Genomic DNA, 21,627 nt, shown 5'->3' with positions numbered 1-21,627 from the left:
CACGTCTTTTACTTGTGGTGAAAATTTAGCTTCCATATATACCTTTTCTAAAAACAGGAACGCCCTAAACTATAAAATATGTTATAAAAAGCGTCACCAATCTGATTTATTTTATCAACAATTACGCCATATAAAGGAAGAAAGATTTAGATCCTGACGTTATTTCACTAAACTTACTAACTTTTGACACGAATAGCAATAATAATTGCGCTATGAAAAGAAAATAAAAACTACCCCTAAGGTAGTTTAAATAATCATTGTACAAGAAACAACCACAGGTTTTGGGTGAATTGTCCCGGTAATGTAATGATTCTTTACATTAAAACGACCTGTCATTTTGTAAGTTACAACACAATTCGAGTATCAAATTGTCAGTTGCTCCCAACCTGTATCTGCCGCGATTTCCGGGTTTGCCACCAATAATATCACGACATTTCAGGAATATACGCTCAGAATATAAGAATGATAATTTCGTTACTGTGTTCCCTTGCCTATATTTGTGGCTAAGGCCGCAGCGCTCAACTTGAATAGAATATAAACCGCCCTCTAGCAGGCGCAAAACATAACAACCAAAAATGTCAGACGAAAAGATAATCTTCTCAATGGCGGGGGTAAATAAGATTTATCCCCCTCAGAAACAAGTACTAAAGAACATCTACCTTTCCTTTTTTTACGGTGCCAAGATTGGTGTGATCGGTTTAAACGGATCAGGTAAATCTTCAGTTTTAAAAATCATTGCAGGTATAGACAAAGCCTTTCAGGGCGAGGTTGTATTTTCACCGGGTTACACGGTAGGTTACCTGGCACAGGAACCGGAGCTGGATGAAAATAAAACTGTCCGCGAAGTGGTGGAAGAGGGTGTTGCAGAGATCACTGCAATCCTGAAAGAATACGAAGCCATTAATGAGCAGTTCGGATTGCCCGAAGTTTATGAAGATGCCGATGCAATGGATAAACTGATGGCTAAACAGGGGGAGCTGCAGGATAAAATTGATGCAACCAATGCCTGGGAACTGGATACCAAACTGGAACGTGCAATGGATGCCTTGCGCTGCCCGGATCCGGATACCAAAATTGGTGTATTGTCTGGTGGTGAGCGCCGCCGCGTAGCTATGTGCCGCCTGTTGCTGCAGGAGCCGGATGTATTGCTGCTGGATGAGCCAACCAATCACCTTGATGCGGAGAGTATCGACTGGCTGGAGCAATTCCTGAAAGAATACAAAGGAACTGTAATTGCCGTTACCCACGACAGGTATTTCCTTGATAATGTTGCCGGATGGATCCTTGAACTTGACCGTGGTGAGGGTATTCCATGGAAAGGAAATTATTCATCCTGGTTAGACCAGAAAGCAAAACGGCTGGCACAGGAAGAAAAAACAGAAAGCAAACGCCAGAAAACTTTGGAACGTGAGTTGGAATGGGTACGTATGGCACCTAAAGCAAGACACGCAAAATCTAAAGCAAGGTTATCAAACTATGATAAACTGGCTTCAGAGGATTCAAAGGAAAGAGAAGACAAACTGGAGCTTTTTATCCCTGCAGGACCAAGACTGGGGAATGTAGTGATCGAGGCCAACAATGTAACCAAATCATATGGCGACAAGATCCTTTTTGAAAACCTGAGCTTTTCACTGCCACCAGCTGGTATTGTAGGAATCATTGGCCCCAATGGAGCAGGTAAAACTACGCTCTTCCGCCTGATCACCGAGCAGGAAACACCAGATGAAGGAACCTTCAGGGTTGGCGAAACAGTATCTCTTGGATATGTGGATCAGATGCATAACGACCTTGACGGTGATAAAACAGTATACGAAAATATCACCGACGGACTGGATAACATTCAACTGGGCAATAAAGCCGTAAGCGGTCGTGCCTATGTATCTAAATTTAACTTCAATGGTGGCGACCAGCAGAAAAAGGTGAATATCCTTTCAGGTGGAGAACGTAACCGGGTTCACCTGGCTATTACACTGAAGAAAGGTGCCAACGTATTGCTGCTCGATGAGCCTACGAATGATATCGACGTAAATACATTGCGTGCCCTGGAAGAAGCATTGGAAAACTTTGGCGGTTGTGCCGTTGTGATTAGTCACGACAGGTGGTTCCTGGACAGGATCTGTACACACATCCTCGCATTTGAAGGCAACTCGCAGGTATACTTCTTTGAAGGTAACTACAGTGATTACGAAGAAAACCGTAAGAAACGCCTGGGTGATGTAACTCCACACCGTATCCGCTATAAAAAACTGGTTTAAGTAGCTGTTGGCGTTAACTGTTTACCTCAAACGCCCGCAGAGTATCTTCGGGAACAAGTAATAAACATTACCTGTTCCCGAATTTTTGTAAACGATAAGTAAAAGTCAAAAGAAAATATCTGGTAATCTGATTATACTGACTGTCAGTAATGGAATTATCAGATATACTTCTCACCAGGTTGTTCCCCTGATTCAGTAAATCATAGGCCTGCAGCATCATAGTAGCCTGCCTGTTCTTTAACAGGGTCTTCTCCACAGTAAAATTCATCAGCAGCGGGTTCGCAACTTTCAGCTCATACCCGGAATTGATCCTTTTTGAGATATCGGCAATGACCACCCAGCTCTTCCCGATATTGGTGCGCTCATTGATATTAAACTGCCAGGTCTCCACATTCCGTAAACTGTACTGCGCAATAGAATAACGGTTACTGCTGTAATTATACATGGCAGCGCCTGATAATGTAACCCGGCGCTGATTCATCCTGAGTTTAAAGGTCTGCGAGTAATTGATATTCCTGTTGGTATTGAGCACATGGTTGGCAAAGGACACCATATTGATATAATCCCAGGTCCCTCTTAGCTCTGCATTGAATTTATTATGGTCAAAAGGTAAAGAATAGGAATAGACACTGCCAAACTGATACACGCCATTGGCATTTTCAAAATAGGTTTGCTGTTTCAGGCTGTTCAGTGTGTCTTTTACCAGCACAACATTACTCACCACCTGATCTTCCACTACAGAACCATTTAAGCCAAGCATGAGTGTGGCGCCTGTATTTTCGCCAGTGTGCTGGTAACTAAGTGTTCCTGCATGCGTAAAACTGGATTTAAGGTTCGGATTTCCAATAATCACATTCTGGAGATTGCTGATGTTTGGCACAGGCTGCAGCTGGTAAAAATCCGGAGCAGTACTTACACCACTGTAAACAAAGGACAGGTTATCCCAGTCGGAAAATGCATAGCTGAGGTTAATGATCGGCGAGACATTGAGTTCAACATGGTCTATCTTCATGTCATTGCCTTTATATTGCCCGGTCAGCTGGCTGGGCTGGGCTGTTACTCCCAGGTTATAATTGAGGCGTTTTGACTGATACCTGTAGCTAACTGCGAAGCGGTGAAGGAGAAACGAGGAAGAATACAATGAACTCAATGAGTCTACAACCTTATTGTTGCCTATATTGTTATTCACACGCGTATATAAACTGTTTCTTGTTTTATTGAAGGAAAAGAAATAAGCAAAATCAATATTCTTTTTTACTGCAGAATCCTGACTGGCACGCAGTGGCTCGCTGTACCTGAAATCAGCTGTAACATTATTCGATCTGTTTTCGGTTTCCACCAGCCGGTTTACCACTGAATCCTTGAGCAAGGTATTGTTATTCCTGTTGTAGTAACTGATCTGATTTCCGAGCTTTTCTTCTAACTGGTTAATACCTGTGCTGAACGTAATCCCGCCCGACATACTCCTTCCTGGCTTTTCCATACTCCTTGCCCACACAAAATTTCCATTCAGATTGGGCGTTTCTAAATTGGAAAGGTTGTCGCTAAGCAAATCCTGCCTGATCAGTCCTGTTTGTCTTGAATCTGTCTTAGCCAGCCTTGTTCGCTTCACCATCGATCCGCCAAGGGAAGCCTGGAAATAGCTCTTATCTGCTACCGACTGGATATTGAAATTGATCGTATTGTTGTTATCTGTAGACCTGCTGTTGGATTCCGACTTATTACTGATCGTTCCGCCCGGGGTGATTGTTTCTATAGAATTGAGCTGTTTTGAAAGGTTTTTGATATAAGCATAGTTATACACCGCGCTGGCCGTTACGCCATTGGATAATTTATCCCGGTAATTCAGGCCTGCACCAGCATTAGTATTGATACCTGCGTCATTACTGGTATTATTTGAATTGCTGCTCAGCCCGATCTGCTTGCTTCCCTGCCAAAGATTACCATTTCCCTGCAGCCCATACCTGTGGTCTGTTCCACCGCTTGCAGAAGCATTGCCAAAAGTACCGTTGTTCTGTCCTGCTTTGGTCACCAGGTTCAGCATCTTCTGGGATTCGCCCGTCTTCATACCCGTAAAATTTGCCTCATCACCATAATCATTAATGATCTGTAGTTTATCGATGATGTTTGCAGGAAGCTGCCTGATAAAATCCTTCACATTATTTGTGAAAAAGTCTTCCCCGTTTACACGCAGTTTAACCAGCGGTTTGCCCATGGTGAAAGCATTTCCATTGGCATCTACTTCTACCCCGGGTAACTGCCGCAGCAGGTCCTCTACCCTGTCATTCTCATATATCTGGTAAAATGAAGCGTTAAATTCTATGGTGTCTCTTTTGATCCTGATGGGTTTATCCCTTCCTTTAATCACTACTTCGTCCAGCAGGTTAGATTCGAGATGAAGCATTATGGGATAGAGGATGAGATTAATTTGGTCTTCCTGATAGGCGTAAGCCATCGAGTATGGCTTAAAGCCTACCCTCATGATCAGAAGGGAAATATTATCGGCTGTAATGCCGGCAAAGGCAAACCGTCCGCGGCTGTCGGTAACGGTGTTGAGTGTGTCTTTATCCGCAATCATGATTACATCTGCGCCAGGGACCGCATCCCTGAGGGAATCTATAACACTGCCGCTGACCTTTCGCTGCACCTGTGCATCGGCTGCAACTGAGCATAAAAGCCAGAACACATTAAATAAAATGATGCATTTTAAATGAGTCAGATTTCCGTGAAATTTTAAAAAATCAACCATTTGCCATGCAATACTATTATCCCTGGGTGCGAATAAAATATTTCCCGTTGTTATGGGATGCTATTCAATCTTCCGTTCACAAGTATAACGGTTTGTTCTATCAAATTAACCGAATATTCTTAAATATCCGGTTAAATTTTATCACAACGGCTGATTAATCTGCTTTTGGGGCTCCTGCTTTCTCTGGTCTCGGTCCTCTTTTATAGATCACTAATCCATTTAAGAAATTTCTGAGGATCTGATCGCCGCAGGGCTTAAAATTAGGATGGTCATCACTTCTGAAAAAAGAGCCCAGCTCACTTTTCGTGATCTTGAAATTCACCAGTTCGAGGATCTTAATGATATCCTCGTTATTCAGTTCCAGCGCTACGCGGAGTTTTTTAAAAATATCGTTATTGCTCATAATTACATTGCTACTTCTATCTTCACTTTTTTGTTTTTTATCTTTTCGTCCCGCAGGGCAGCAAGTATCTTATTGACCATATTTCGTTTTACTGCAACGTATGAACTTTGATCCTTAACCTCAATCAGCCCCACATCATCCTTCTGCAGTCCGCCTTTTTTCAGCAGCAGCCCAACGATGTCAATTTTATTAACTTTATCTTTTTTGCCGGCAGCAATATAGAGGGTCTGCCACTGGCTGTCTTTCGGCAGCTCATAGTTGCCTTTCAGCTTTTCAATCTCAATATCACCTTTCAGAAAAGGATACTTCTCTTCTTCAGTCATAATCAGGAAGGCTGTACCCTTGGCATTCATGCGCGCTGTACGTCCGTTTCTATGCAAAAATGCATCTTCAGTGTAAGGAAGCTGATAGTGAATGATGTTTCCCACTTCAGGGATATCCAGTCCGCGGGCGGCCAGGTCTGTAGTGATCAGGATTTTGATACTGCCGTTCCTGAACTTTAACAGGGCACGCTCTCTTTCATCCTGCTCCATACCCCCGTGAAAAATATCATGGGCCAGGTCTTTATCAATCAGGAGGTCACTGATCCGGTCTACCGTTTCCCTGTGGTTACAGAAGATGAGCGAAGTTTGCGCGCCTATCTTACAGATCAGGTCAAACAGCGTGTCCAGTTTGTCTTCTGCAGTAGTAATAATCTTTTTCAGTTTCAGGTCAGGTGCTACCTTAACGTCTTTCAGAAAGTTCACCTCAACAGGCTGCTTCAATCCCGTAAAATCAGGAATATCTTCCATGGCTGTAGCCGAGGTCAGCATCCGTTGTTTCAGGGAGCGCAGGTTGCCGATAATATAGGCCATGTCTTCCTGGAAACCAAACTCCAGGGCCTTATCAAACTCGTCCAGTACCAAAGTGGTGATACTGGATTCATCAAAGTTTTCTTTTCTCAGATGATAGGCAATCCTGCCCGGTGTACCAATCAGTACCGCAGCAGGCTGTTCAAAGTTATTCCGCTCGATCTTTACAGGATGGCCGCCATAACAGCAGTTCACCTTGAAACCTGTCCCCATCTGTTTGAACACCTGCTCTATCTGTAAAGCCAGCTCTCTCGACGGAACAAGCACCAATGCCTGAACACCTTTTGCCTCTGTACTCAGATTTTTTAAAACAGGCAATAAAAACCCAATCGTCTTGCCAGAACCAGTTGGGGCCAGCAAAACAACATCCTTTCCTTTGTTTGCAGCCGCAATTGCTGCCTGCTGCATATCATTTAAAGAAGTGATTTTTAAATTACCCAGTACCTTTTCTACCATCATGCGGCAAAGATAAGGGAATTAAGATAAGAATGGCCGCAAAAGCAACAGGCTAGTAGTTCATCAGTTTCTTCCTGATCTTACCCATTCTCAGCTGCGCCTTTTTTTCAAGCCTCATCAGCATCGTACCCCTCTTATACATCCAGGATGTCACTTTACTGTTTGCCTCCTGAATAGGGGAACAGATCTTCTCTTCCAGGATATCAAGATATTTGGCATTAGACCGGCTTTGTTGAAGTAAATAGAATTCGTTTATCAGCTCTGTGTTCATCTTACCTTTATTTAAATGAGTAAATGGATAATTAAATAAAAACGGTCTGTTGACGGTTCAGCGTATCGGGCCGCTTGATATAAATATAAAAACAATTATGAGGACCGTCAATAGCTACCCTTCTTTTCTACTAACAGCTGGTAATGTTTTTTTGTTTCATCCCGGATACCGGCACATACATGCCTTTTGCGGCATGACGATTGCAAGATATGCGTTTTAGTTCTTCAATAATTAACAGGCACAATAATCGTATGATAAAAGTGCCAACATGTATTAAATAACAGATAATGGACAGACATACCTACCAGACCGGTATTATCGGGAACTGTGCTTTTCTTGCACATATCAATAAAAACACAAATGTGGATTGGTTATGCTGGCCGAGGTTCGACAGCTCGTTTATTTTCGGGGGACTGCTCGACGAGGAAAAAGGCGGAGAATACTCTATCCGTCCCAGCGGGGAATATACCTCAGACCAGTATTACCTGGAGAATACCAATATTCTTTGCACAGAAATCACCAATGAAGAAGGCAGTTACAAAATCACCGATTTTGCACCCCGCTTTTTTCAATATGAACGGTACTACAAACCTTTGATGTTTATCCGCAAGATCGAACCGCTTCAGGGTAATCCTAGGATTAAGGTAACCTGTAAACCAACCTTTGCGTATGGAGAAGGTTTCCAGGAAGGATCTCGCGGCAGCAATCACCTGCTGTTCACCGGGAGTGAGCATCACATGCAGCTAAGTACAAATATCTCTTTATCCTATATTGAAGATGAAAAGTATTTCGCGCTGAACGACACCAAATACCTCATCATGACTTATGGTTATAACCTGGAGGCACCGATTGAAAGTACAGCAGAAAGGTTTCTTTTAGAAACCAGGAAATACTGGCGCACCTGGATCAAACATTCTACTATAGCCGGTTTCCAGCAGTCGCTGGTTATCCGTTCTGCATTGGTGCTTAAAATACACCAGTACGAAGATACCGGAGCAATCATAGCGGCAAGTACAACCAGTTTGCCTGAATCTCCGGGAAGCACACGGAACTGGGATTATCGTTACTGCTGGATGAGGGATACCTATTATGTGATCACTGCCCTTAACCACATAGGCCATTTTGAAGAAATGGAACGTTATTTTAATTACATCACTGACATTTCTTTCCGTGATGATAAAAGATATCAACCGCTTTTCGGTATAGCCGGCGAGCGTGTGCTTACAGAGAGGATTCTGACCAACCTGAAAGGCTATCAGGGCAATCAGCCTGTAAGGATCGGCAACCAGGCATTTGAGCACATCCAGAATGACATTTATGGACAGGTACTGATCTCTATGCTTCCCTTGTATTCTGATAACAGGTTTATTTATAGTGAGCGCAAGGACTCTACCATATGGCTGGATTACCTGCTCAGTAAAATAGAAAGCACCATCGATGAAAAAGATGCCGGTATCTGGGAATTCCGTAACCTGGCCAATATGCACTGTTACACCAACCTTTTTCAGTGGGCAGGTGCCAATGCGGCATTGAAAATGGCAAAGAGAATTGGTAACCAGGAATTCCAGGACCGGGCAAGTCAGCTGATCGACCGTGCTGCTGCCCATATTGAAGCCTGTTATGATCCGGAGAGAAAAGTATATAACCATGCTATAGATAGCGAACACCTTGATGCCAGCACCTTGCAACTGATCCTGATGAACTATCTCGACCCGGATTCTCAGCGTGCCAAAGATCACCTGATCGCCCTTGAAGAGGAGCTGAAAGCAGAAAATGGTTTGTTTTACCGTTACCGCCATACAGATGATTTCGGGAAACCTAAAACTACATTCCTGATCTGTGCTTTCTGGTATGTGGAAGCTCTTGCAATCGTTGGCCGTATAGATGATGCGGTAAAAGCATTTGATTCACTGATCAGCTATGGTAATCACCTGGATCTGTTTGCAGAGGACATCGATGAAAAGGATGGCAGTCAATGGGGTAATTTCCCGCAGGCCTACAGTCATGTTGGACTGATGAATGCCGCACACAGAATTGCTATAAAACTGGACAGGCCCGTTTTCCTTTAAGAAAACGAACCTGTCTCTATTAATATTACAGCTGTACCTTGTGTACGGCTGTACTTATTTTAGCTGTGCAGCAGTACTTGCCGATAGAATCTTGAGCAGTTCCCTTACTTCCATAAAGTTGCGCAGGTAATTTCTGGCTGCCGATATATTGCTCCCTACTTTAATGGTGTATGCCGTTGGCGGCAGAGCCTTGAATATGTCTTCATCAGTATGGTCATCCCCAAAAGCAATGATAAAATCGGGGTCGTTTCCATATAACCAGCTCAAAGCTGCCTTACCTTTGTTTACTTCTATATTTTTAAACTCAATCACTTTATTCCCCGGCATCATCTGAAGCCCTTTATCAGCAACAGTTACTTTCAGGTGATTGATGATCTCATTTGCCCTCAGCTCGCCAAGCCCTTCTTCTACCTTGCGGTAGTGCCATACCAGTGAATAACTTTTATCTTCGATAAAGGATCCTGGTGTTCTGTCTGTATAGGTGTCCAGCACTGTTTTCACATCCTGTTTCCACTGATCGGTTAACAAAGGCAGTGATTTCCATTCTTCCTGATCCCTTTTTTGCCATGCGCCATGTTCAGCAATCAGGTCCAGTTTCATGTGTCCGAACCATTGTTCCAGGGTTTGGTTTCTTCTTCCACTGATGATAATTACGCGGTTTGCGGGATCGGCAGTCAGGGTTTCCAGTATTTTATACAATTCCGGGTCAGGAGCTGTTTTTTCAAGATCACCGTTAAACCCAACCAGCGTCCCGTCATAATCAAGGAAGATATACCTTTCGGTAGCCGCCACGTAATCCTTCGCCATTTGTTCTCTTACCACTCTCACTGCAAACTTTGTCAATAACGATTCCTGCAGCTGCTTTACTTCTTCCAGCTTATCCATAAAATTTTTAACCCAAAGGTGTATATCGAATTTTTTAACGATGCCTCTCATTACTGACATCCGTGTTGCCTGTTCCTCTACAGGCATATTAAAGGCCTGCACAATTGTCCTCATTACCTCTCCTATATTATTAGGATTAACAATCAGGGCATCATTCAGCTCTTTCGAGGCGCCTGCCATCTCACTTAAGATCAGTACGCCTGTATTGTCTGTCCTGCTGGCCACATATTCTTTGCTCACCAGGTTCATGCCGTCACGCATTGGCGTAACCAGGCAAATATCTGCTGTCGCATACAGGGCCGACAGGAATTCTATAGGAAAAGACCTGTAGAAGTAGTGTACCGGTAGCCAGTTCAGTGTCCTGTAAGTGGCATTGATATTACCAACCAGCTGATCGATCTGATCACGAAGTTCTTTGTATTGCGGAACGGTATCCCTGGACGGGACAACAATCATATACAAAGATAGATGATCTATATACTCCGGATGCATCTGCAGCAGCAATTCGTAGGCTTGCAGCCGCTGTAAGATACCTTTGCTATAATCCAGCCTGTCGATCGTCAGAACGATCTTGCGTTCCTGCATCGTCTCTTTGAGGGATGCAATCTGCTCTACCACGGCAGGATCAGACACGAGACTTTCAAATTTTACTTCATCTATACCCATAGGGAAAGACTCTACAACAATCTGCCGTTCTCTAAATGTGATTACGTTGTCTGAGATCTTAGCTGTTGTTAAACGTGCTGCTGCACTCAGAAAATGCCTTACATCGTCAAAGGTGTGAAACCCGAGCAGGTCGGCCCCAAACATGCCCTCCACAAGTTCATCCCTCCAGGGGATTAAACGGAAAATCTCATAGGAGGGAAAAGGGATGTGCTGGAAGAAACCAATTGTGACATGAGATTGTACTTCTCTGATGAGTCCAGGCAGTAACAGAAGCTGATAATCATGTACCCAGACAGTATCACCTTCCCTTAAATGCTCGTTTACCGTATCCTTAAATTTCTGATTAACGGTCTGATAAAAATCCCAGTAAGTCTGTTCATAATTTGCATAAGTGACCATGTAATGAAACACAGGCCATAAAACCTCATTCGAGAAACCTTCGTAGTAAAGATTGATTTCATCAGGAGTTAAAAATACAGGAATCAGATTCAGCTCTGCCAGTTTATCTGTTACTTCCTGTTGTCTTTCTTCCGGAACATCAATTCCGGGCCACCCAATCCAAATATTATCTCCTTTTTTATATACAGAGCCAAGGCCTGTTGCCAGGCCACCTTCACTCGGACTCAGGAGATATTCGCCGTTATTTTCTACTATTTTGACGGGTAAGCGGTTTGAAACTATTATTGTTTTGTTTACCATATTACACTTACAAAACTATTGAGCATTGCGATTGTTTGATTTTTCTCCCATTCAGACATTGTACAGACATATATCCAAATGTCAAAATTGTTGATAAACGACTGATTGTTAGCAAATAAACCACAGGAATTTAATGTATATTTAACATAATCAAGTTATTTTTAGAAAACCTGTATACGGGTTGTTACCTAACACCAATAACGTATGACCTGGAAGAAATTTAATGGTGAAGTGATCCACACACCAATTTTAGAAGAAGTAGAACAAGCCATCATCAGAGAGACTGCAAATGGCTATCACCTCAAAGTTTGCATTGGTACTGATTCACAGGTGAAGGGCCCCTTCACAGATTTCGCTACAGTGATTGTTCTGCTCAGGGAACAACACGGAGGATTCATGTTTATCCACCAGGAAAAGAGCCAGCAGAAAATGACGATCAAGGAAAGGATGCTGATCGAAGTACAGAAGTCTATCGAGACGGCATATGCGGTGTGCGACCTGCTGGATCTGTATGATGTAGACCTCGAGGTACATGCTGACATCAACACTAACCCGATGTTTAAGTCGAATAAGGCACTGAACGAGGCCATGGGTTATATTCTGAGCATGGGGTTCATTTTTAAGGCTAAGCCCGAAGCTTTCGCCAGCAGTACCTGCGCAGATAAGATGGTACATTAAGATAAAAGGTCTTTGGACTAATTTTTAATGCCTTCCGGCGCCTTTCATCGGCAGGCATTAAATTAGTCCAAAGACCTTTTATCATTAGAAATGACCATGGAAAATTCTTAAAGAATATCCATGGCGTTTATCCGGGCTTATCCCTGGTGTTCAACTTCGACACCAGTTGACATAACGATCAGTGTACCCTGAGAGTATTTTTCGTTATGCTGACTTACATCCAGTCCTTCTTCTTCTTCTTCAGAAGATACACGGATTGGCTGGAAGATATTGATGATCTTAAAGATCAGGAATGAAACCACAAAGCTGAATATACCGACGATCAGCACACCTTTCAGCTGTGTGAAAAAGAATTCAGGATTACCGTAGAACCATCCGTCAACGCCTGCTGGATTTACTGTTTTTGTAGCAAAAACGCCTGTAAGCAACATGCCCACGATACCACCTACACCATGACAAGGAAAAACATCCAATGTGTCATCAAGTGTAGTTTTCTGTTTCCATGAAACGGCAAGGTTAGAGATAATCGCAGCAAGTGCACCGATGAAGATACTGTGCGGGATAGCAACAAATCCTGCTCCCGGAGTAATCGCAACCAGACCTACTACAGCACCGATACAGAAACCAAGAACCGACGGTTTTCTGCCTCTCAGCACGTCAAAGAACATCCATGAAAGTCCACCCGCTCCCGCGGCAATGTTGGTGGTAGCAAATGCAGATACTGCCAGACTGGTAGATCCAAGTGCAGAACCAGCGTTAAAGCCAAACCATCCGAACCATAACAAACCTGTTCCGATCAGTACATAAGGAATATTTGAAGGAGGTATTTCCTGGTGCTCCATGTGAACTTTCCTTCTTTTAAGGACAATTGCACCGGCAAGGGCAGCCATACCTGCAGAGATGTGTACAACAGTACCACCAGCAAAGTCTAGCACACCCATTTTAAACAGGATACCTTCAGGATGCCATGTCCAGTGCGCCAGGGGCGAATAAACAAACAGGGCAAACAATACGATGAATGCAATATAAGAAGTAAAACGGATACGTTCAGCCACCGCACCTACAACCAGTCCCGGTGTGATGATCGCGAACATCAGCTGGAACAGGGCAAATAAAGTTAATGGAATAGTTGGCGCAAGGCTCCAGGCATGGCCCGAGTTTACACCGTCAAAGAACAAATAAGTAGATGGATTTCCAATAAATCCGTGAATAGTATCACCAAAGGCAAGACTAAAGCCCACGGTCACCCAAAGGACACTGATTACTCCGGCAGATACAATACTTTTGATCATAGTAGAAAGAACGTTCTTCCTGTGAACCATACCACCATAGAAGAAAGCCAGCCCGGGTGTCATTAAAAATACCAAAGCAGTAGCTACCATAATCCACCCCACGTCAGCCGCATTATACTTACCCTCATCGAAATTAGGGTGTAGAGGTACAAATAGGGCTGCAATCGCTACAATCGCAAAAATTACGAATGGCACAATCTGCTTTAACTGAATTTTGTTCATGAAAATTTGATTTTATAGATTTATAGATAATTTTAAATAGTCACCGGTATAAAATTGGATTTAAATTCCATAAAGATAATTATAAACTCCATTTATTCAAAATTTACTCAGTAAATCCTTTGTAATATTGAATATTATTAAATAATAACCTTACAAAATGAAATAATGAAATTCAAAGCAGCAAAAATGTCAAATAATTGCTTGAATTTCCAAAAATACAGTCAAAATAACCTGGGGATTTTTAGTATTCGAACGAATCCAAACATTCAGAGAACGTAAAAGAACAGTAAATCTTATCCCCATTAGAAAAGTCTTGTTAAAATTATTTAATAAATACACTGCATTGTGGTAACAACCAGTTGCTATAATTTAGCTGAATACAAACAAAAATATGCTAACTGCGTTTTAAAGGTGGTTGATACCTCTTTACTAACTCCATACATGAAAGCTTTTCATCTCAATTTCTCTCAACGTCTGCCAATAAGCCTGGCCGAGGCCTGGGACTTCTTTTCATCACCATTGAACCTGGCTAAGATTACACCTGAGGAAATGGCTTTTACGGTAACATCTGCTTTGCAAGCCGATGAGAAAATGTATCCGGGAATGATTATAACCTATAAAGTTTCGCCGGTGGCCGGTATCAAATTAAACTGGATGACCGAGATCACGCAGGTTGAAGAGCACAAGTATTTTATTGATGAACAGCGTTTCGGTCCCTACAAGTTCTGGCATCACCAGCACCATTTCCGGGAAATCCCTGGTGGTGTGGAAATGAACGATATTCTAACGTACGGGTTGCCCATGGGCATCTTTGGTAATATAGCCAACAGTGTATTTGTTGCAGCCAAGCTGCAGGAAATATTTAATTTCAGAAAGCAAAAAGTAATTGAGCTCTTTGGAGACTATGCTCCTGTCGCAAATGAAAACAAAGCCTTATACTAATACCGGAGCATAAGCTGAGCCTTGTACAATTCCCCTTTTTTCAATTTCCCTGTCGATATAAGTCTGAATAGACGATTTGTTAAGTCCCCAGTTAGGTGCAATCAGCAGATCCCAGTCGGATATACCAAATAAACGCTGGATCACGATATCCGGTCTCAGTAACGGAATCAGTTTGCACAGCAGGTCTGTGTATTCTTCAAGGCTGAACAACTTAAAGGGATCCTTTTTATATTTAGCACCCATGATAGATCCTTCCACAATGTGCAGGTGATGAAACTTTACAAATTTGATCTGCGGGAACCTGTTGATCTCATGGATGTACCCCAGCATCATCTCTTCCGTTTCCCATGGAAAACCAAAAATGGTATGTACACAAAGGTCAAGCCTGGTATTTTCCAGTAATTCTACAGCTGCCACAAATTCAGCATGGCTGCACCCTCTGTTGATCTGTTCCAGGGTTTCGTCATAGATAGATTCCATGCCCATTTCCAGATCCACATCAAAACGGTCAGCATAACTTTCAAGCAGGGCTACTTTCTCGGCATCGATACAATCCGGTCTTGTCCCTACAGAAAAACCAACTACATCTTCAGTATTGATTGACAAGGCTTCGTCATACATCATTTTAAGATAATGTACCGGGGCGTAAGTATTGGTATTGGGCTGAAAATAAACGATGAATTTATCTGCCTTGTAAAAACCCTTGCCACGTTCCATGCCCTGCTCCAGCTGCTCACGTATCGTAGGCAGTTTTCTGGACAGTTCCGGGGTAAAGGAATCTACATTACAATAGGTACAGCCTCCATAGCCTTTGCTGCCATCGCGGTTCGGACAGGTAAACCCGCCGTCAACAATCACCTTAAACACTCTTTGTCCTTTATACTTCGTTTTAAGGTGAGTACCGTAATTATTATATCCTTTTATGCCTGAATCTAGTGGAGTTCCCAATTGCTTTTATTTTCCGCAAAAATACACCTTTTAATTGATGATCAATAAGAATTGGAAATCTCTTCAGCAGGTTTTGACAAATAATAAACAGGAATGCCCAGCAACATGATCAGCACTCCCCATCCGCATGTACTAAACCTGGTGATCAGCAAACCTACACACAGGGCGCCCGCCAGGATAATATAAATAAAGGGCAATACCGGGTAACCGAAGGCTTTATACGGACGCTCGGCATTGGGTTGTTTGCGGCGCAAAATAAAGATTCCGTAGATGGTAAGGATATAAAATATTATCACAATAATCATTACAAAATCAAGCAGGTCGCCATATTTGCCGGTAAGGCACAACAGAGACGTCCACAAACACTGTATCCATAATGCCCAGCCTGGTACGCCGGCCTTGTTCAGGATCGCAGCTTTTTTAAAAAACAGCCCGTCTTTGGCCATTGTGTAGTATACCCTTGCTCCTGCCATAATCAGACCATTGTTACAGGCGAAAGTACTGATCATGATAATCACCGCCATCACCAGCGTTCCTGTATCACCAAAAGTATGCTGCGCGGCCGCTACAGCCACCCGGTCAGATTTGGCAAAAGCAATATCATTCAATGGCATCACAGAAATGTACATCAGGTTGGCCAGGATGTAAATCACCGTAACGATGAAAGTCCCAAAAAACAGGCTCAGTCCTACATTACGTTTTGGATCTTTAATCTCACCGGCAATAAAGGTTACCCCCACCCAGGCATCGCTGGAAAACAGCGAACCAACCATTGAAGCGGCAATCCCTGCCAGCAAAGCACCACCACCAATAGTAACCCAGGATGCAGTTCCGGCATCAAAAGCTGATGTATTCCATGCATTCGTCCAGTTGGCATTCCAGATTTCGGTTTTTGCACCGAACATAAAGCCGCCTATGATCAGCCCGAACAGAGAAAGTATCTTAATGATCGTCATGGTAGTCTGCAGGATCTTGCCTTCCTTTACCCCACGGCCGTTGATATAAGTTAAAAGTATAATCGTAACAATCGAAACCAGCTGTGCGGCATTCAATTTAAAAAAGCCAATACTATAAAGCACGTTCTCATCACTCAGGGGCTCGTAGAGGTAAGCCGCAAATTTTGAAAAACCTACACCAACCGCGGCAATTGTACCCGTCTGGATCACTGCGAAAAAGCTCCAGCCATACAGAAATGCAATCAGTTTATTATACGCTTCCTTCAGGTAAACATATTGCCCGCCGGCATTTGGGAACATTGCACTGAGCTCTCCGTAACTTACGGCAGCAATCATTGTGATCAGGCCGGATAAAACCCAGATCAGAATCAGCCAGCCGGCAGAGCCCACATGCCTGGTAATATCGGCACTGACAATGAATATCCCTGAGCCTATCATTGACCCTACAACAAGCATTGTCCCGTCTAAAAGTCCAAGCTCTCTTTTAAAGGACGCATCCTGGTTTTCGTTTTTCATACAGTGATTTTAGTGAAATGAATTATTTAATCCCTACTTTTTAAACGCTAATATAGGAATCCATAAACATTTCGCAATTATTCATTTACACCCAATCAGGGGGATACTATATAACTATGATTAATTTGGCATTCTCAGAAAGTCTCCTTAATTTGTATAGAGGTGTCTGTACGCCTGATGATTGCAACCAAATATAAACAACATATGAATTTTCTACAGCAAAACTTAATTAACATTATCCCCGTCTTTGGGGGTATCGGAATTTTAGTCATGTTATTCCAGAGCGCCTGGGTTACACGGCAGGACGCGGGCGACAAAACCATGTCTGAACTGGCAGGACATATTGCGGATGGTGCCATGGCTTTTCTCAAAGCAGAATGGAAAGTACTGAGTTATTTCGTGATTATCGCTGGTATCCTGCTGGCCTGGTCGGGTACCCTGCAGGGAAGCGCCGCAGCGCCCATTCATTCCAGCCCTGTAATTGCCATCGCTTTTTTAATAGGCGCGGTATTTTCAGCTTTTGCAGGATATATAGGTATGCGCATTGCTACCAAAGCCAATGTAAGAACTACACAAGCCGCCAGAACAAGCCTGGCACAGGCCCTCAAAGTTTCCTTCAGGGGAGGTACGGTCATGGGATTTGGGGTTGCCGGACTGGCAATTCTGGGACTGGGCGGACTCTTCATTGTACTCTACCATACGTTTGTTCATCCTGGTACGCCGGAATCTCCCGAACAACTAAAAAAAACCATTGAGGTACTGGCAGGCTTTTCCCTCGGAGCAGAGAGCATTGCCCTGTTTGCACGAGTTGGCGGCGGTATCTATACTAAGGCTGCGGATGTTGGGGCCGATCTGGTAGGTAAGGTTGAGGCAGGTATTCCGGAAGATGACGTGAGGAATCCTGCAACTATTGCCGACAATGTAGGCGATAACGTGGGTGACGTAGCAGGAATGGGCGCAGATTTATTTGGCTCATACGTAGCTACCATCCTTGCCACAATGGTACTGGGGCAGGAAATCATTTCTGCAGATCAGTTTGGAGGTATGGCACCTGTGTTACTGCCCATGCTCATTGCCGGTCTGGGACTGATCTTTTCGATCATCGCTTCCCTGTTTGTCAAGATCAGCAAAGATACAGACAGCGTGCAGAAAGCCCTGAACCTCGGAAACTGGCTCTCCATCCTATTGACTGCCATCGCCTCTTATTTTGCAGTGAAATGGCTGCTGCCACCTTCTATGTCTATCAGGGGTTTTCAGTTTCATGCGATGTCGGTTTACCATTCCATCTTAGTAGGACTGGCTGTAGGTACACTGATGAGCCTGATCACTGAATATTATACCGCTATGGGCAACCGTCCGGTACAGTCCATTATCCGGCAATCCTCTACCGGCCATGCTACCAATATTATCGGCGGACTATCTGTTGGAATGGAATCCACAGTGCTTCCTATCCTTGTACTGGCTGCAGGAATCTACGGTTCATACTATTTTGCCGGTTTTTACGGCGTAGCTATTGCAGCCGCCGGGATGATGGCTACTACAGCGATGCAGCTGGCGATTGACGCCTTTGGGCCAATAGCCGATAATGCCGGGGGAATAGCAGAAATGAGCGGGTTACCAAAAGAAGTGAGGGAACGCACAGACATCCTTGATGCCGTGGGCAATACAACGGCTGCTACAGGTAAAGGTTTCGCCATCGCCTCAGCAGCGCTGACTTCCCTCGCCTTATTCGCTGCTTTCGCAGGTATATCGGGTATCACCTCTATAGATATCTACAAGGCAAATGTCCTTGCCGGATTATTTGTCGGCGGCATGATCCCCTTCATTTTTTCATCCCTGTGCATCTCTGCCGTAGGCCGTGCTGCAATGGCAATGGTAGAAGAAGTCAGAAGGCAGTTTAAAGACATACCAGGCATCATGGAGTATAAGGCAAAGCCCGAATACGAAAAGTGTGTGGCAATTTCCACCGAAGCATCAATCCGGGAGATGATGCTTCCGGGCGCTATCGCGTTGATTGCTCCCCTGGTTGTAGGTTTCACTTTTGGCGCGGAAGTGCTGGGCGGTCTGCTGGCCGGGGTTACCGTTTCCGGTGTACTGATGGGCATATTTCAGTCCAACGCCGGCGGTGCCTGGGATAACGCCAAGAAATCCTTCGAAAAAGGAGTACTCATCAATGGAGTAACGGAATATAAAGGTTCTGATCCGCACAAGGCATCTGTTACGGGAGATACCGTTGGTGATCCTTTCAAAGATACTTCCGGACCCTCAATGAATATCCTGATTAAGCTAATGTCTATCGTTTCACTAGTCATTGCACCACATATTGCCGCAGGAATTAGTAATAATTTGAGTACAGAAATAAAAAAGGAGATAAAAATCGTAAAGACAACAGATGTTGAGGGAAAAATACGGCTGGACACTGTTAAAAATAGCACTGATACGCTGATAAATAACCAATAATGCTTATCATTGTTCTGAATAAAAGGGATTTCCATAGATAATCCCTTTTATTTTTAATTTTTTTTTAATTAGGTTTGGAATTGAATTCAATTATATCACAAATAGAAAAACTTAACACTTTAAACTAACTTATGCTTTTTAAAAAATCTATTCCACAATTACTGGCTGAGGCGAATGAGAGTGGTGAGGGCACGCTGGTCCGTTCCTTATCCAGTTTCAATTTAGTTGCCCTGGGCGTTGGTGCTATTATCGGTGCTGGATTATTCTCGCTGACAGGTATAGCAGCAGCTGATAATGCCGGTCCTGCTGTAATTCTTTCATTTATTGTTGCTGCAATAGGTTGTGGTTTTGCCGGACTTTGCTATGCGGAATTTGCCTCCATGATCCCGGTAGCTGGTAGTGCATACACGTATTCTTATGCTACAATGGGTGAATTTATGGCATGGATCATCGGATGGGATCTTGTACTTGAATATGCTTTGGGTGCAGCAACTGTTGCAGCCAGCTGGTCACAATATTTTTCACAGTTTGTTGAAGGTTTTGGCGTTCACTTTCCCAGCACACTTTTGCATGGCCCATGGGATAAAGTAGATGTTGCCGGTCAGATGGTATATGCAGGTGGTTTCATCAATCTCCCTGCAATCGTGATCGTTTGTTTGCTGTCCTTATTGTTAATGAAAGGAACAGGAGAATCTTCAGCTGTAAATAACGTACTTGTAATTGTTAAGGTTGCCGTTGTATTGATCTTTATCGCTCTGGGATGGGCATTCATCAATCCTGCAAATCACCACCCCTTCATTCCTGTTAACTTAGGTGAAGAGGCTGTTAAATCAGGCACAAAAGGTTTCTTTGAATTCTTTGCGAGTGATGATTTCGGACATTTTGGAATAAGCGGAATCCTTCGTGGTTCTGCAGTAGTATTCTTTGCTTTTATCGGTTTTGACGCGGTAAGTACTGCAGCGCAGGAAGCTAAGAATCCACAAAAAGGTATGCCTATAGGTATCATCGGTTCGCTTGTGGTATGTACTTTATTATATGTGTTATTCTCTTATGTAATGACAGGTTTGGAAAACTACACCAAGTTTGCCGGTGACGCTAAACCCGTTGCTACTGCATTTGCACAAACAGGATATACCTTCCTGAACAAGTTCCTGATCGTAGCCATCCTTGCAGGTTATACTTCTGTAATCCTGGTAATGTTACTTGGTCAGAGCCGTGTATTCTACAGTATGAGTAAAGATGGATTGTTGCCAAAAGTATTCTCTGACCTGCACCCAAAAAATCAGACTCCATATAAAACCAATTTAATGTTTATGGTTTTCGTAAGTATTTTTGCAGGTTTTGTTCCAGTTTCAGATTTGGGACACATGGTGAGTATAGGTACATTATTTGCCTTCTCGCTGGTTTGTATCGGTGTACTGATCCTGAGAAAAACAGATCCGGAACTGGAAAGACCTTTCCGCACACCATGGGTACCGCTTGTACCAATCCTGGGAATTATCGTTTGTGTTCTGATGATGGCTTCGTTACCTATCGTAAGCTGGGAGCGTTTAGCGATCTGGATGGCTTTGGGAATCCTCATCTATTATGCATACAGTAAGAAGAACAGTAAAATCAGAAAAGAGTATCAGAATACTTTAAGCTAGTCTGCTGATCGTCTTTCATTATATTTAACTAAAAAGCCACTTATCAAGTGGCTTTTTAGTTAAATTCCTTTTACATTTACAGAAACGCCACGCTCATGGAATTCAATTTTAGCCAGATCTTATCCACATCAATGGTGCTGTTTGCCATCATCGATATTTTGGGAGCCATTCCTGTAGTGATCCAGCTGCGAAGGAAGGCAGGTCATATTGAATCTGAAAAGGCAACACTGGTGGCCACCATCCTGATGATTATCTTTCTTTTTGCCGGAGAAACCTTGCTGAAGGTCATTGGCCTGGATGTAGAGTCTTTTGCGATTGCCGGTTCACTGGTGATCTTCTGCATTGCGATGGAAATGGTACTGGGACTGCAGATCTTTAATGAAGAGGCCCCGGAGACAGTCTCCATTGTACCCCTGGCATTCCCTCTGATCGCAGGTGCAGGTACAATGACCACACTGCTCTCCCTGAAAACTGAATATGCCACACAGAACATCGTAGTAGGAATTGTAATCAATATGATGTTTGTCTACATCGTATTAAAGAATACAGAGCGCCTGGAAAAACTCTTTGGTAAATCCGGCTTAAACGTATTAAGGAAGGCCTTTGGTGTAATTCTGCTGGCTATAGCTATCAAACTGTTCAGAAACAATACCGGACTGTAAG

Annotated in this window: 15 protein-coding genes; 7 read left to right on the top strand and 8 right to left on the bottom strand. The window is 43.4% G+C overall.

Annotation, left to right across the window (positions count from 1 at the left end; translation table 11 throughout):
• Nucleotides 1-575 precede the first annotated feature (575 nt).
• Nucleotides 576-2,255, top strand: a complete 1,680-nt coding sequence (gene ettA / locus ABWY16_RS16760; protein WP_353905806.1) for an energy-dependent translational throttle protein EttA — start codon at nt 576-578, stop codon at nt 2,253-2,255.
• Between the two features lie 67 nt (nt 2,256-2,322).
• Here the strand turns inward: ettA and ABWY16_RS16755 are convergent, their stop codons facing one another.
• The 4 genes from ABWY16_RS16755 to ABWY16_RS16740 form a co-directional block, all read right to left on the bottom strand.
• Nucleotides 2,323-4,941, bottom strand: coding sequence for a TonB-dependent receptor (locus tag ABWY16_RS16755; protein ID WP_353905805.1), 2,619 nt, complete (start codon nt 4,939-4,941; stop codon nt 2,323-2,325).
• 217 nt (nt 4,942-5,158) lie between these two features.
• Nucleotides 5,159-5,407, bottom strand: coding sequence for a DUF1456 family protein (locus tag ABWY16_RS16750; protein ID WP_353905804.1), 249 nt, complete (start codon nt 5,405-5,407; stop codon nt 5,159-5,161).
• Between the two features lie 2 nt (nt 5,408-5,409).
• A complete protein-coding gene (locus ABWY16_RS16745) occupies nt 5,410-6,717 on the bottom strand; it encodes a DEAD/DEAH box helicase (protein ID WP_353905803.1) in 1,308 nt (435 codons plus the stop codon).
• Nucleotides 6,718-6,766: 49 nt separating this feature from the next.
• Nucleotides 6,767-6,985 carry a hypothetical protein gene (locus ABWY16_RS16740; RefSeq protein ID WP_353905802.1) on the bottom strand — a complete coding sequence of 73 codons (219 nt, stop codon included), beginning with the start codon at nt 6,983-6,985 and terminating at the stop codon, nt 6,767-6,769.
• 287 nt (nt 6,986-7,272) lie between these two features.
• Between ABWY16_RS16740 and ABWY16_RS16735 the strand changes: the two genes are divergently transcribed.
• A complete protein-coding gene (locus ABWY16_RS16735; protein ID WP_353905801.1) occupies nt 7,273-9,054 on the top strand; it encodes a glycoside hydrolase family 15 protein in 1,782 nt (593 codons plus the stop codon).
• A 54-nt stretch (nt 9,055-9,108) separates the two neighbouring features.
• On the opposite strand, the gene ABWY16_RS16730 is transcribed toward ABWY16_RS16735, so the two are convergent.
• Nucleotides 9,109-11,304 (bottom strand): bifunctional alpha,alpha-trehalose-phosphate synthase (UDP-forming)/trehalose-phosphatase, encoded by a 2,196-nt coding sequence (locus tag ABWY16_RS16730; RefSeq protein ID WP_353905800.1) that lies wholly within the window; start codon nt 11,302-11,304, stop codon nt 9,109-9,111.
• A gap of 204 nt (nt 11,305-11,508) precedes the next feature.
• On the opposite strand from ABWY16_RS16730, the gene ABWY16_RS16725 reads away from it, so the two are divergent.
• Nucleotides 11,509-11,982, top strand: a complete 474-nt coding sequence (locus tag ABWY16_RS16725) for a ribonuclease H-like YkuK family protein (protein WP_353905799.1) — start codon at nt 11,509-11,511, stop codon at nt 11,980-11,982.
• A gap of 137 nt (nt 11,983-12,119) precedes the next feature.
• Here ABWY16_RS16725 and ABWY16_RS16720 read toward each other — a convergent pair whose 3' ends face one another.
• Nucleotides 12,120-13,496, bottom strand: coding sequence for an ammonium transporter (locus ABWY16_RS16720; RefSeq protein ID WP_353905798.1), 1,377 nt, complete (start codon nt 13,494-13,496; stop codon nt 12,120-12,122).
• Between the two features lie 441 nt (nt 13,497-13,937).
• On the opposite strand from ABWY16_RS16720, the gene ABWY16_RS16715 reads away from it, so the two are divergent.
• Nucleotides 13,938-14,438 carry an SRPBCC family protein gene (locus tag ABWY16_RS16715; protein ID WP_353905797.1) on the top strand — a complete coding sequence of 167 codons (501 nt, stop codon included), beginning with the start codon at nt 13,938-13,940 and terminating at the stop codon, nt 14,436-14,438.
• Here ABWY16_RS16715 and mnmL read toward each other — a convergent pair.
• Together mnmL and ABWY16_RS16705 are read right to left on the bottom strand one after the other, a co-directional pair.
• On the bottom strand, nt 14,430-15,386 hold the full coding sequence (gene mnmL, locus ABWY16_RS16710; protein WP_353905796.1) for a tRNA modification radical SAM protein MnmL/YtqA: 957 nt from the start codon (nt 15,384-15,386) through the stop codon (nt 14,430-14,432). The genes ABWY16_RS16715 and mnmL overlap by 9 nt on opposite strands.
• A gap of 41 nt (nt 15,387-15,427) precedes the next feature.
• Complete coding sequence (locus ABWY16_RS16705) at nt 15,428-16,858, bottom strand: APC family permease (RefSeq protein ID WP_353905795.1); 1,431 nt, start codon at nt 16,856-16,858, stop codon at nt 15,428-15,430.
• A gap of 204 nt (nt 16,859-17,062) precedes the next feature.
• Between ABWY16_RS16705 and ABWY16_RS16700 the strand changes: the two genes are divergently transcribed.
• From ABWY16_RS16700 to ABWY16_RS16690, 3 genes are all read left to right on the top strand, one after another.
• Nucleotides 17,063-19,318 (top strand): sodium-translocating pyrophosphatase, encoded by a 2,256-nt coding sequence (locus ABWY16_RS16700; RefSeq protein WP_353905794.1) that lies wholly within the window; start codon nt 17,063-17,065, stop codon nt 19,316-19,318.
• 131 nt (nt 19,319-19,449) lie between these two features.
• Entirely contained in the window at nt 19,450-20,964 is a 1,515-nt protein-coding gene (locus ABWY16_RS16695) for an amino acid permease (protein WP_353905793.1), read from the top strand.
• Between the two features lie 95 nt (nt 20,965-21,059).
• Complete coding sequence (locus ABWY16_RS16690; protein WP_353905792.1) at nt 21,060-21,626, top strand: MarC family protein; 567 nt, start codon at nt 21,060-21,062, stop codon at nt 21,624-21,626.
• The last annotated feature ends 1 nt before the right edge of the window (nt 21,627 follow it).

This window comes from Pedobacter sp. (assembly GCF_040513095.1).
Lineage (GTDB): Bacteria > Bacteroidota > Bacteroidia > Sphingobacteriales > Sphingobacteriaceae > Pedobacter.
This window is presented reverse-complemented; position numbering and strand designations above follow the sequence as displayed.

Coding starts and splice junctions, on each gene's coding strand:
- ABWY16_RS16700 (WP_353905794.1), top strand. CDS start 17,063: ATGAATTTTCTACAGCAAAACTTAATTAACATTATCCCCGTCTTTGGG.
- ettA (WP_353905806.1), top strand. CDS start 576: ATGTCAGACGAAAAGATAATCTTCTCAATGGCGGGGGTAAATAAGATT.
- ABWY16_RS16730 (WP_353905800.1), bottom strand. CDS start 11,304: ATGGTAAACAAAACAATAATAGTTTCAAACCGCTTACCCGTCAAAATA.
- ABWY16_RS16735 (WP_353905801.1), top strand. CDS start 7,273: ATGGACAGACATACCTACCAGACCGGTATTATCGGGAACTGTGCTTTT.
- ABWY16_RS16720 (WP_353905798.1), bottom strand. CDS start 13,496: ATGAACAAAATTCAGTTAAAGCAGATTGTGCCATTCGTAATTTTTGCG.
- ABWY16_RS16715 (WP_353905797.1), top strand. CDS start 13,938: ATGAAAGCTTTTCATCTCAATTTCTCTCAACGTCTGCCAATAAGCCTG.
- ABWY16_RS16740 (WP_353905802.1), bottom strand. CDS start 6,985: ATGAACACAGAGCTGATAAACGAATTCTATTTACTTCAACAAAGCCGG.
- ABWY16_RS16745 (WP_353905803.1), bottom strand. CDS start 6,717: ATGATGGTAGAAAAGGTACTGGGTAATTTAAAAATCACTTCTTTAAAT.
- ABWY16_RS16725 (WP_353905799.1), top strand. CDS start 11,509: ATGACCTGGAAGAAATTTAATGGTGAAGTGATCCACACACCAATTTTA.
- ABWY16_RS16690 (WP_353905792.1), top strand. CDS start 21,060: ATGGAATTCAATTTTAGCCAGATCTTATCCACATCAATGGTGCTGTTT.
- ABWY16_RS16705 (WP_353905795.1), bottom strand. CDS start 16,858: ATGAAAAACGAAAACCAGGATGCGTCCTTTAAAAGAGAGCTTGGACTT.
- ABWY16_RS16695 (WP_353905793.1), top strand. CDS start 19,450: ATGCTTTTTAAAAAATCTATTCCACAATTACTGGCTGAGGCGAATGAG.
- ABWY16_RS16750 (WP_353905804.1), bottom strand. CDS start 5,407: ATGAGCAATAACGATATTTTTAAAAAACTCCGCGTAGCGCTGGAACTG.